Below are 11836 nucleotides of genomic sequence, written 5' to 3' on the forward strand. Positions count from 1 at the left end.
CAAGTCCTCGTCGAATCACGGCGAGTCCTCGCCGTTTATCGCGGGACCCCGTCATTCACGGCGATGACTCTGCCGGTCACGCCACGGCCGCGCGCAGCGGGGTCTCCTTGCGGGCGCCGGAGATGAGAATGTCCAGCAGGGCGGGGAACTCGACACCGGCCCGCGCCCAGATCTGCGGATACTGCGAAGCAGCGGTGAAGCCGGGGAAGGTGTTCACCTCGTTGAGTACCGGCTCGCTCGGGTCTCCGGTCCACGCCGTGCTGCCCCGGGGTGCCACCCCGGCCCCGGTCTCCGCGCCGGCTCCCGCCTCGGTTCCGACCTCAGGGAGGAAGAAGTCGACGCGGAGCAGGCCACGGCAGTCGAGCGCACGGAACGCCTGCACCGCCCGGTCCTGCAACCGCTGGGTGGTCTCGGGGTCGAGTCGCGCCGGAATGTCGAAGACCGCGCCGCCCTCGTACTTGGCGTCGTAGTCGAAGAAGGCCGCGCTCGACACCTTGATCTCCAGCGGCGGGCCAGCCTCGATCCGCCCGTCGGGGTACTGCAACACCGCGACGTCGATCTCCCGACCGCGTACCGCCCGCTCGACCAGGATCCGGCTGTCGCTCTCCCGCGCCAACGCGAGAGCGGCCGGCAGTTCCGACCAGTCGTCGACCTTCGAGACACCGAGGCTGGAACCGGCCCGCGCGGGCTTCACGAACACGGGCAGACCGAACCGCTCCCGGTCCGCCTCGGACAACTCGTCGTCCGGGCCGAGCGACACCCCGTCGGCCACCCGCAGTCCCTCGGCGGTCAGCAGACGCTTGGTGATCGCCTTGTCCATGCCCGCGGCACTGGCGAAGACACCGTTGCCCACGTACGCGACGTCGAGCCACTCCAACATGGACTGGACGGTGCCGTCCTCGCCGTACGGGCCGTGCAACGCCGGGAAGACCACGTCCTGCCGGCCGAGTACGTCCAGCGCCTCACTGAAGCTGACCGGAGTGCCGTCGACCTGCCACCCGCCGTCGCGCTCGATCAGCACCTCGGTCACGTCGTACGCGTCGCGGTCCAGGTGCGCCAGGATGCTCGCCGCCGAGCGGCGGGAGACGTCATGCTCACCGCTTCGCCCGCCGAACAGCACGGCCAGCCGAATACTCATTGCACTCATCGCTCTCCGTCAATATATGCACGCGCCACCCGGGATCCAATGCCGGTCAGGACCTCGTGCGGATTGGTTCCCGCCCACCGTGACCATTCCGCGACGGTGGGTACGGTCAAATCGGACGACCCGGGGTCAGCCTGGTCGAACGAATCGGCCCGGTCAAACGGGACAACGGAAGCGGAAGAAGCAGCTCGGTTCGAGGCGTCAGGATCGGGGCCGAAGACAACCACCGGGTCACCGAGCGCCACCGGTAGGTCACCAGCATCGACGACACACTGGTCCATGGCGATCCGGCCGACGATCCGACACCGCCGGCCCCCCAACCAGACCGAGGCCCGCCCCTCGGTCGTACGCGACAGCCCGTCGGCGTAACCGAGCGGAATCAGGGCGAGCGTGGTCGGACGGCCGGTCACGTACTCCGGCCCGTACGAGACACCACTTCCGGCCGGCACCCGCTTCACGTTGATCACGCTCGTACGCAGCGTCATCGCCGGTCGCAGACCGAACCGGCCAGGCCCGGTCGCACCGAACGGATCCACGCCGTAGAGAGCCACCCCGATCCGGCAGAGGTCGAACCGCGCCGCCGGGGCCGCCAACGCCGCCGCCGAATTGGCCAGGTGCACCAGTTCCGGGGCGAGTCCCGCACCCCGCGCCACCTGCAACGCATCAAGGAACGTCGCCGTCTGGCGAGCGGTACTCGTGATCGGGCCCGCGTCCAGGCTCGTGCCCGCGCTCGTGCTCGTGCCCGCGCCCGCGCCCGCGCCCAGGCTCGCGCTCGCGTCCCGGCTCGTGCCCGCGTCCAGGCTCGTGCTCGCCGGCTCGGCGTTGGTCAGCTCCGCCTCGGCGTTGGTCAGGTGCGACCACACGCCGCGTACCCGCAGGCCCCCCTCGACCTCGTACTTCCGCGCCCAGGCCACGAGTTCCGGCCAGTCGCCGCTGACGGCACCGTTGCGGGAGAGTCCGACGTCCGCCTTGAGCTGGACCATCGCCGGCACCCCGAGGCGCATCCCGGCGGCGGCGACGGTGTGCAGGTGGGCCACGGTCGACACCGCGATGTCGACGTCCGCGCTGATCAGTCGGGTGAAGTCCTCGTTCGGCCGGTGCAGCCAGCTCAGCATCGGCGCGCGGATGCCGGCCGTACGCAGAACCAGCGCCTCGGTGGTCGACGTCACACCCAGCCAGCTCACGCCCGCGGCCAGCGCGGCCCTGGCAACCGGCTCGGCACCGTGACCGAAGCCGTCGGCCTTGACCACCGCCATCAGCCCGGTCCGGGCCACCGCCGAAATGGTACGAACATTGTCGGCGATCGCCGTGAGATCGATGACGGCCTCGGCGAGTTCTCCGCTCACACCGGCCATCCCGGTCGCCTCGGCGCCGTGCCGGCTGGCCGGCTGCCGAAACGGGTCCGCGACAACCGCGAGCGTGACGGGGAGCCCGTGAGGGAGGTCATCGGTACGGGTCCTTCCTCGTGATCCATCAGGGCACTGGAGCGACACCGTTGGAGCGGGCTGGCCGGGCCGACCCTCCGGGTTCGAGCAGGGATCACGGTGAGTGTCGGCGCCCTGACGCCGCTCCGCTCGGGCTGGTCAGCGCTGTCCCACCCGAGGCGCCCGATCGGCCGCTGCCAGGCGCCATCGCCGAACTATACCCAGCATGTATAGCGGGCTCGGATACGAGGCCGCTGTGGGGTCCACCACGAGCGGTCACGGATGTTCCGCCAACGACGTGGCCGGCACAAACACAACGAAACGGCCCCAGGGGTACGACATCCGCACCATGATGCCCAAGCCCCGTGAGGATCTGATGAAGAACCGGTCATCACCCCGTTCCAAGGCGACAACCGGTTGATCGGTGCCTACTGCTCAGTCCGCGACGCGGCTCCTGACACGTCCTCGTCGAAACGTTCCCGTCACTCTCCGTCGAAACGTTCCCGTCACTCCGCGTCCGAACGTTCTCGCCACTCCGCGTCCGAACGTTCTCGTCAGTCCTCGTCCGAGCGGCGCAGCCGCTTGGTCTGCCCCCGTCGCTTCTTGTCCGCGATCCGGCGCTCCTTCGCCCCACGCGACGGCCGGGTCGGACGACGTGGCGGGGCGGGCGGCGCGGTCGCCTCGGCCAACACTGCGGCGAGCCGCTCCCGGGCCGCCTCCCGGTTCATCAACTGTGACCGGTGCTCCGAGGCGGTGATGGTCAGCACCCCGTCGACCAGCCGGTTCGCGAGCCGGTTCAACGCCCGCGCCTTCAGGTGCTCGGAAAGCGCCGTCGACTGGGCCAGGTCCCAGGACAACTCCACTCGGGAGTCGGTGGTGTTCACACCCTGGCCACCCGGACCGCTCGACCGGGAAAAACGCCAGCTCAGTTCCGCATCGGGAATCTCGGTCCCGGGCCGGATGGGCAACGTCATGACGCCGGCCAACCGGCCCGTACGCACGTCACGTCATCAGCCATGGCTAGAGGCTAGCCCCCTCCCGGCGTACCCTCATCGGCATTTCAGCCGCCCTTGCCGATAATGGTGTCAGCCACCTGCTGGACCTGCTCGATCGGGATGGCGAACCCGATGCCGATGGAACCCTTGCCGTCGATGGTGGCGATCGCGGTGTTCACCCCGACCACCTCACCCCTCGCGTTGACCAGTGGCCCACCCGAGTTACCCGGATTGATCGGCGCATCGGTCTGGACCGCGCGGTGCCGGTTGTTACCGAGCTTCACCTGCCGGTCCAGGGCACTGACGATGCCGGCGGTCACCGTACCGTGTAGACCCAGCGGTGAACCGACCGCGAGCACCGGCTCGCCCACCTTGGTCGCACCCGGCTTCGCCAGGACCAACGGCGCCAGGCTCGCGGCCGGCGCAACCTTGAGTACGGCGATGTCGCTGCCCGCGTCGCGCCCGACCACCTTGGCCGGCATCTGCCGACCGTCCGGGGTCTCGACCATCACCGACGGCTCACCACCGCCACTGGTGCCGGTGCCGGCCGGGCTGCCAGGAACCGCCGAGGCTGCCGCCGCACTGGCCTGGGCCACGATGTGGTCGTTGGTGATCAGATGCTGCTGGTCGTCGATGGCGAAACCGGACCCGGTCGCCATCCCGCCGCCGCTGGCCACGGTCACCGAGACCACCCCCGGTACGACCTGCGCCGCCGCCCCCACCATGTCCGGCGGGAGCGCCGACGGCGAAGCGGACGCCTGCGGGGACACCTCGCCCTGACCGGCGACGTAGCCACCGGCGAGCCCACCGGAGGCGATCGAGAGTGCGATCACGGCGAGACCGGTCAACAGAATCCGTCGCCAGCGTCGGCCGGTACGGGAACCGTCGCCGGACCCGTTACCCGGCCCGCCGTACGCGGGATCGAGGTTGGGTGAGATGAACCATGGGCCGCGCGGCTCGCCCAGCCCGCTCTGCTGTGCCATGACGCACTCCTCGTCTGGTCGGTCCCGCTGCGCCCTACCTGTCCGTCCCGTCCCCGTACCCGTCCCGTCGCCCTACCTGTCCCGTCCCCGTACCTGTCCCGTCCCCGTACCTGTCCCGTCCCCGTACCTGTCCCGTCCCCGTACCTGTCCCGTCCCCGTACCTGTCCCGTCTCCCGTCCCCGTACCTGTCCCGTCCCTGTACCTGTGCCCGGTCGCCGCGCCATCCCGCCGCGCGCCCGCGCCCCGCCGTGTGTTAGGAAGGGGCCCTTCCTATACCAAAAGCGATAACAAGGGGCCCTTCCTTACGGGAGGCGGGAGAACCAGAGCATGGAGCCGCTGGCGGCGGCGAGGGCCAACAGCAGGCCCACGCCGATGAAGCGGGCGGATACGTCCTGCTGTTCCATCCGGTAGCCGACCGACGTGCCGATGTCCTCGTAGACGGCTCGCAGTTCGGCGCTGGTGCCGGCCTCGTGGAACTCGCCACCGGTCTCCTCAGCCACGGTGCGCAGGGTCTGACCGTCGACCGGTACGCGGATCGGACGCCCGCCCCGGTCGATGTACCCGGCGGCGGTGCCGAAGGAGATGGTGTGCACCGGCACCTTGAGTTTCACCGCGTCGTCGGCGGCTGTCATCGGGTCGCGACCGGAGGTGTTCGCACCGTCGGAGAGGAGCACGATCCGGGCCGGTGGCGGCTCCTGCGCGGCCTGCGAGTCAAGTGTCTGGACCGCTTCCAGCGAGGTGCTGATCGCCTCTCCGATCGCGGTTCCCTGCACGCCGGTGCTCCCCTCGGCCAGTCGTTTGATGCCGAGGTGCAGGGCGTCCCGGTCGGTGCCGGGTGGGACCAGTACGGCGGCGCTGCCGGCGAAGGCGACCAGCCCGACGTTGAACTCGTCGGGCAGCGCGTCGGCGAACTTGTGCGCCGCCACCTTCGCCGCCGCCAACCGGTCGGGTTCGACGTCGGTGGCGAGCATCGAGGTCGAGACGTCCACGGCGACCATCACGGTGGCCCGTTCCCGGGGGACGCGTACCTCCGCCGAGGGGCGGGCGAAGCCGACCACCAGCAGTGCCAGCATCGCCAGGAAGAGGCTCGCCGGCACGTGTCGGCGCCAGGCTGGTCGTTTCGGCGCGACCCGGTCGAGTAGCCGCAGGTTACTGAAGCGGACCGCGTACTGGCTGCGTCGCCGCTGCATCAGGACGTAGCCGACGGCGACCGCGAGTACGCCCGCGAGCAGCCACAACCGTTCTGGGGACTGCCAGGTCACCGCACACCTCCCGGTCCCGTCAGAGTTGCCGTGGCGGCCGGTCGTCGGGCCGGTGCGCCGGCTCTGGCGAGCCGCCGACGGGACTGGACGTGCCGGGCGATGTCGGCGATCCAGTCCCGGTCGGTACGGAGCACCAGGTGCGCGGCGCCGGTTCGGCGTACGGCGCCGGCGACGAGTTGCCGCTGGGCGGCGGCGGCCTCGGCGAAGCGTTGGCGTACCTGGCGGTCACCGGTCGACACCTCCCGGCGTTGGCCGCCCTCGGGGTCGACGAACGTGATCACCCCGACGTCCGGCAGTTCGAGTTCGCGCGGGTCGGTCACCTCGATCACGAGCACCTGGTGCCGGGCCGCGAGCCGACGCAGCGGGCGTTCCCAGGTGGGTTCGCCGGTGTCGGCGTCGGGCAGGCCGTCGAGCAGGTCGGAGACGACCACGGCCAGTCCGCGTCGCGGGGTGGCCGAGTTCAGCGCGCTGATCGTCTCGGCCAGCGACGGCGGTCGTGCCTGGTCGGCACCCCGGGGCGCGGCCAGCATGGTCCGCAACAGGCTCAACAGATGGGTGCGACCGGTACGGGCCGGAAAGCGGCGGACTCCCTCCGGACCGAGCAGGTGCGCACCGAGCCGGTTGCCGGACCCCGCGGTGAGGAATCCGACGGCGGCTGCCGCGGCGACGGCGAGTTCCCGTTTTTCCACCTCGGCGGTGCCGAAGTCCATGCTGGGGGTGGAGTCGACCAGCAGCCAGGTGGTGAGTTCCCGGTCGGCGTCGACCTCGCGTACGTGCGGGAGCGTGGTCCGGGCGGTGACTGCCCAGTCCATCCGGCGGACCTCGTCCTCGCCGGGGCGGTACTCCCGGCTGCCGGCGCACTCGGAGCCGGGTCCGGGCAGCAGCCCGAGGTACTGCCCGTGGAGCAGTCCGTCGAGCCGTCGGTTGATGGTGAGTTCGAGCCGGCGCAGCCGGGCCTCGGGTACGAGTTCGCCGAGGGTGGCGTACCCGTGCGCGTCGTCGGCCGGGTCTCGCCCGGTCACCGCGTCGCCCCGGTCATGCCGCTCCCCCGGTCACCGCATCTGGCGGTCATGCTGTGGCCAGGCCGGCGGGGCGGTCGTCCCGGCGGGCCGGGGCGATCCGGGGCGGCGGCACCGCCTCGATCAGCCGGCGCACCACCGCCTCGGCCGGTATCCCGTCGGCGACCGCGTCGAACGAGAGCACCAGTCGGTGTGAGATGACGTCGACGGCCAGTTCCCGGATGTCCTCCGGCAGCACGTAGTCGCGGCCACGCAGCATCGCCTGGGCCCGGGCGGCGGCGACCAGGCCGAGGGTGGCGCGGGGACTTGCCCCGTACGCGAGCAGCGGCGCCACGTCCTGGAGGCCGAACCGGCCGGGGTCGCGGGTGGCCAGGATCAGCCGTACCACGTACTCGGCGAGGGCGTGGTGGACGAAGACCTGGGAGGCGCGCTGTTGCAGTGCCCGCAGTCGGGTGGGGTCCAGCACCTGGCGGGCCTGGGGTTTGTCGCTACTCATCCGGTAGAGGATGGCGAGTTCGTCGACGTCACCGGGGTAGTCGACGGTCACCTTCATCAGGAAGCGGTCCCGCTGCGCCTCGGGGAGTTGGTAGACCCCCTCGGACTCGATCGGGTTCTGGGTGGCCAGCACCAGGAAGGGTTCCGGCACCCGGTAGCTGTTGCCGCCGATCGAGACCTGGCGCTCGGCCATTGCCTCCAGCAGCGCCGACTGGACCTTTGCCGGCGCCCGGTTGATCTCGTCGGCGAGCACCAGGTTCGCCATGATCGGGCCCAGTTCGACGTCGAAGGTTTCCTTCGAGGCGCGGTAGATCCGGGTGCCGACGATGTCGGAGGGCACCAGGTCCGGGGTGAACTGGATGCGGGAGAAGGTGCCACCGACGGTGGTAGCCAGGGTCTGGGCGGCGAGGGTCTTCGCCACCCCGGGTACGCCTTCGAGCAGACAGTGCCCGTCCGCGAGCAGCGCGGTGAGCAGCCGCTCGACCAGGCGGTCCTGCCCGACGATGACCCGTTTGACCTCAAACAGGGTCTGTTCAAGCTCGGGGCCGGTCGACGTTGTCTCGACCGGCCTGGGCCCACTGGCCAAGGTGTCCGACATGTCCGTCACGGTGCAAGCTTCCCCGTCAGGACACCGGCAAACATGTAAGGACCGGGTTCACCCAGTGGTGAAGGAAGAACCAGGGCCTCCCCGCACGGCGTCCGCACCGGAAAGACACAGGAGCGCCACAACGATCCGCTACGTTGCCCGGATGACCGCCCCGAGCACCCGCACCGACAACGGAGAACCGACCGGCACCACCGGAGAACTGACCGGCACCACGGGCGAACAGACCGCCGCCGCCGCGCGGGCACCGGTCGGAGACGTGGCCACCCACCCCCGCCGACGGCTACCGGACGTCCTCTGCTGGCTCCTGCTCCTGCCCGGCCTCGGCTGGGCGGTGGTCCGATTCGGCGGACTCGAACAGGGTCCACTGGTGCAGTTGCTCGCCTTCACCCCGTACGTCGTGGTCGGCACGCTGGTGCCGCTGGGGCTGGCGCTCGCCCTGCGGCGCTTCACCGCCGCGGCGGTCGCGGCCCTGGTCACACTGAGCCTCGCCGCAGCGGTCGCGCCCCGGGCGCTCGCCGACGAACGCCCGAACGCCACCGGACCGGCGATCCGGGTGCTCACCGCCAACCTGCTCTTCGGCACCGCCGACGCCACCGCACTGATCGCGCTGGTACGCGACGAGCGGGTCGACGTGCTGGCGGTGCAGGAGTTCACGCCCGACATCGCCGCGAGACTCGACCAGCTCGGACTTGACGACCTGCTGCCACACCAGCAACTCGGAGCGGAGATCGGGGCGCGGGGAACCGGCCTCTACGCCCGTTTCCCGCTGCGCGACGGTGGCGTACGGCGCAACGGCGGCAGCTTCCTCCAGGCGTACGCCACCGTGCTGGTCCCGGGTGCGCCGCCGCTACTGGTCGAGTCGGTACACCCGCTGGCGCCGCACTCGCTGGACGTGCTGCCGTTCTGGCAGGCCGACCTGGAGGCAGAGCCACCGGCCAGCCCGGACGGCCCGGTGCGCGTGCTGGCCGGAGACTTCAACGCCACCCTCGACCACGTACTCCTGCGCCGGCTACTGGAGACCGGTTACACCGACGCCGCCGACGCCACCGGCAACGGGCTGACCGGCACCTGGGGTCCGTACGACGGCGACCTCATCCCGCCGGTCACCCTCGACCACGTACTGGTGGACCGCCGGATCGCGGTGCACGACAGCTCCGTACACCGGCTTCCCGGGAGCGACCACCGCCCGGTCCTCGCCACCCTCACCCTCCCCACCGCCTGAGCTGAGTGAAAGGAGGGGGCCCTTGTTAACGCATAGCGTTAACAAGGGCCCCCTCCTTTCACTCCTTACACTTCGGCGTGGGAGACACGGGACACGCCGTACGTGAGGGCGTCGACCAGGGCGTGCCAGCTCGCCTCGACCACGTTGTTGTGCACCCCGACCGTGGTCCAGTCCCGTCCCCGGTCGGCGGTCGTCTCGACCAGCACCCGGGTGACCGCCCCGGTCCCCTGACTTCCCTCCAGGATGCGCACCTTGTAGTCGGCCAGCCCGAACGAGAGCAGCTCCGGGTAGTGCTTCGCGAGCCCCACCCGCAGCGCCTCGTCCAAGGCGTTGATTGGCCCGTTCCCCTCCGCTGTGGCGATCACCCGCTCACCCCGTACGCGGATCTTCACGGTCGCCTCGGAGACCACGGAGCCGTCCTCGCGGTGCTCGACCAGCACCCGGTACGACTCCAGGCTGAACGGCCGGGGCACGTCCTCGCCGGGCAGTTCGGAGCGGACCAGCAGCTCGAACGAGGCATCGGCGGCCTCGAAGGACCAGCCGCTGGCCTCCAGTTCCTTGACCCGTTTGGTGACTCGGGAGAGGGCTTCCGGATGGCCGGCCAGGTCGAGCCCGAGCTCACGGCTCTTGAGTTCGATGCTGGCCCGGCCGGCCATCTCGGTTACCAGGATCCGCATGCCATTGCCGACCAGGGCCGGCTCCACGTGGTTGTAGAGCAGCGGATCCACCTTGATCGCACTCGCGTGCAACCCCGCCTTGTGAGCGAAGGCTGCGGCCCCGACGTAAGCCTGGTGAGTGTCGGGGGCGATATTGGCGATCTCTGTGATGGCGTGCGAGACGCGCACCATCTGTTCCAGGCACCCGTCCGGTAGGACGGGAAGCCCGAGCTTGAGTTGCAGGTTGCCGACGACGGTGAACAGGTCCGCGTTGCCGGGGCGTTCGCCGTACCCGTTGGCGGTGCACTGGAAGTGCTCGACGCCGGCCTCGACCGCGGCGACCGTGTTGGCGACCGCGCACCCGGTGTCGTTCTGGCAGTGGATGCCGAGCCGGTCCGGGCGGATGCCGAGCCGTTCGGTGAGTGCGCCGATGGCTGCGGTGATCTGGGAGGGAAGCATGCCGCCGTTGGTGTCGCACATGACGACCCGTTCGGCACCGGCGGCGAGCGCGGTCTCGACCACGGAGGCGGTGTACGCGGGGTCGTGGCGGAATCCGTCGAAGAAGTGCTCGCAGTCGAGGAAGACGCGGCGCCCCTCGGCGACGAAGTGGGCGACACTGTCCCGCACCATGGCGAGGTTCTCGGCGGCGCTGGTGCGCAGTGCCCGTTCGACGTGCCGGATGTCGGACTTGGCGACCAGGCAGACGGCGGGGGTCTCCGCGTCGAGCAGGGCGCGTACCTGCGGGTCGTCGGCGACCGCCAGGCCGGCTTTCCTCGTGGCGCCGAACGCGACCAGGATGGCGTGACGCAGCGTGAGGTCGGTACGGGCGCGGCGGAAGAACTCGGTGTCCTTGGGCATCGCACCGGGCCAGCCGCCCTCGATGAAACCGACGCCGAACTCGTCAAGCAGCCGGGCCACGGCCAGCTTGTCGACCACCGAGTAGCTGATTCCCTCACGCTGTGCCCCGTCGCGCAGCGTGGTGTCGAAGACCTGGAAAGCCATCTGAGTCCTTTCGCAGCAGCAGGTCCGCCCGGCCCTCGACCCACCACCGGACAAACAAAATGACCCCCCGCTGGTGCGGGAGGTCTGCGCGCTCGGCGTGAGGGGTTGCCGGCGCGCTAGTCGCAAATAATCAGTACGTCGTGGGTCACGGTCGGTACTCTGCCACCCCGACCGGATTTCGGGAGGGAAAATCCACATTCCGGGACGGTCGTGTCACGGCACACACTGAACCCGGACAGCCGGGAAGGTGCGGCGCAAACAGGCCGGACAGGCGGTAGGTGTACGTTCCGGCGCCTCTGGGTAGCAGGTTCCATGACAGCGAAGTCGAGGACGAGAAGAGGAGTGACAGCCCATGAACAGGCTCGATCCTCAGCCGACCCCGGACCAGAACCCGGAACCGATCCCGTTCCGGACGCCGGACCAGGCGCTGGACCCGACCAGCCGTCGCGGACCCGACGAGTGGACGGGCTCCGCGTCTGCGGAGACCTACGACTCGACGGGCACCTCCCTCCCGCCGGGCGCGTACGAGTCGACCGACTCGTTCCAGCCGTGGCGCTACCGGGACGACGCCGGGGTGACCGGTGCCGACCTGGTCGGCTACCACGTGGAGGCGACCGACGGCGGCATCGGCAAGATCGACCGCGCGAGTTACGAGGTCGACGCCAGTTTCCTGGTGGTCGACACCGGCCCATGGATCTTCGGTAAGAAGGTCATGCTGCCGGCCGGCGTGGTCAATCACGTCGACCACGATGACCGCAAGGTCTACGTGGACCGGGACAAGGCCCAGATCAAGGCCGCACCCGAGTACGCCGAGAGCGACCACACCGATCCCAGTTACCTGGACAAGATCGGTGGCTACTACGGCGGCATGTACGGACTCCCCGGCACGCCCCCGCACCGCCCGCTCTAGGTGTAAGGAGGGGCGCCCGGGTTTACCCCCCCCGGAGGAAGGGGGGGCGGGGGGAGAGGACCGCGCGGGGGGGGGGGGGGGGGGGGTTGTGGTGGGGGGGGGGGGGGGGCGGGCGGG

The 11836-nt window shown here is 70.3% G+C and carries 10 protein-coding genes; 2 read left to right on the forward strand and 8 right to left on the reverse strand.

Going from position 1 to position 11836, the window contains the following annotated elements; all coding sequences use genetic code 11:
- Positions 1-76 precede the first annotated feature (76 nt).
- The 7 genes from ACIBF5_RS16380 to ACIBF5_RS16410 all read right to left on the reverse strand — a co-directional run bounded on the left by ACIBF5_RS16380 (position 77) and on the right by ACIBF5_RS16410 (position 7929).
- Positions 77-1138, reverse strand: a complete 1062-nt coding sequence (locus ACIBF5_RS16380; RefSeq protein WP_396812478.1) for a D-alanine--D-alanine ligase family protein — start codon at positions 1136-1138, stop codon at positions 77-79.
- A gap of 5 nt (positions 1139-1143) precedes the next feature.
- Positions 1144-2499, reverse strand: a complete 1356-nt coding sequence (locus ACIBF5_RS16385; RefSeq protein WP_396812303.1) for an alanine racemase — start codon at positions 2497-2499, stop codon at positions 1144-1146.
- A 623-nt stretch (positions 2500-3122) separates the two neighbouring features.
- Positions 3123-3542, reverse strand: a complete 420-nt coding sequence (gene arfB, locus ACIBF5_RS16390; RefSeq protein ID WP_396812306.1) for an alternative ribosome rescue aminoacyl-tRNA hydrolase ArfB — start codon at positions 3540-3542, stop codon at positions 3123-3125.
- Between the two features lie 86 nt (positions 3543-3628).
- Complete coding sequence (locus ACIBF5_RS16395) at positions 3629-4546, reverse strand: S1C family serine protease (protein WP_396812308.1); 918 nt, start codon at positions 4544-4546, stop codon at positions 3629-3631.
- A 302-nt stretch (positions 4547-4848) separates the two neighbouring features.
- Positions 4849-5808 (reverse strand): VWA domain-containing protein, encoded by a 960-nt coding sequence (locus ACIBF5_RS16400; protein ID WP_121158893.1) that lies wholly within the window; start codon positions 5806-5808, stop codon positions 4849-4851.
- Positions 5805-6758 carry a DUF58 domain-containing protein gene (locus ACIBF5_RS16405; RefSeq protein ID WP_396812480.1) on the reverse strand — a complete coding sequence of 318 codons (954 nt, stop codon included), beginning with the start codon at positions 6756-6758 and terminating at the stop codon, positions 5805-5807. The genes ACIBF5_RS16400 and ACIBF5_RS16405 overlap by 4 nt, the downstream gene beginning before the upstream one ends.
- A gap of 118 nt (positions 6759-6876) precedes the next feature.
- Complete coding sequence (locus tag ACIBF5_RS16410) at positions 6877-7929, reverse strand: AAA family ATPase (protein WP_396812309.1); 1053 nt, start codon at positions 7927-7929, stop codon at positions 6877-6879.
- A 142-nt stretch (positions 7930-8071) separates the two neighbouring features.
- Here ACIBF5_RS16410 and ACIBF5_RS16415 point away from each other — a divergent pair, with 142 nt between their 5' ends.
- Positions 8072-9151, forward strand: a complete 1080-nt coding sequence (locus tag ACIBF5_RS16415; protein ID WP_396812311.1) for an endonuclease/exonuclease/phosphatase family protein — start codon at positions 8072-8074, stop codon at positions 9149-9151.
- 65 nt (positions 9152-9216) lie between these two features.
- Here the strand turns inward: ACIBF5_RS16415 and cimA are convergent, their stop codons facing one another.
- Positions 9217-10809 carry a citramalate synthase gene (gene cimA / locus ACIBF5_RS16420; RefSeq protein ID WP_396812313.1) on the reverse strand — a complete coding sequence of 531 codons (1593 nt, stop codon included), beginning with the start codon at positions 10807-10809 and terminating at the stop codon, positions 9217-9219.
- A gap of 352 nt (positions 10810-11161) precedes the next feature.
- On the opposite strand from cimA, the gene ACIBF5_RS16425 reads away from it, so the two are divergent.
- Positions 11162-11719: a PRC-barrel domain containing protein gene (locus ACIBF5_RS16425; RefSeq protein WP_396812315.1), complete on the forward strand. Its 558-nt coding sequence runs from the start codon at positions 11162-11164 to the stop codon at positions 11717-11719.
- The last annotated feature ends 117 nt before the right edge of the window (positions 11720-11836 follow it).

This window comes from Micromonospora sp. NPDC050417, assembly GCF_044458865.1.
Classification (GTDB): domain Bacteria; phylum Actinomycetota; class Actinomycetes; order Mycobacteriales; family Micromonosporaceae; genus Micromonospora_G.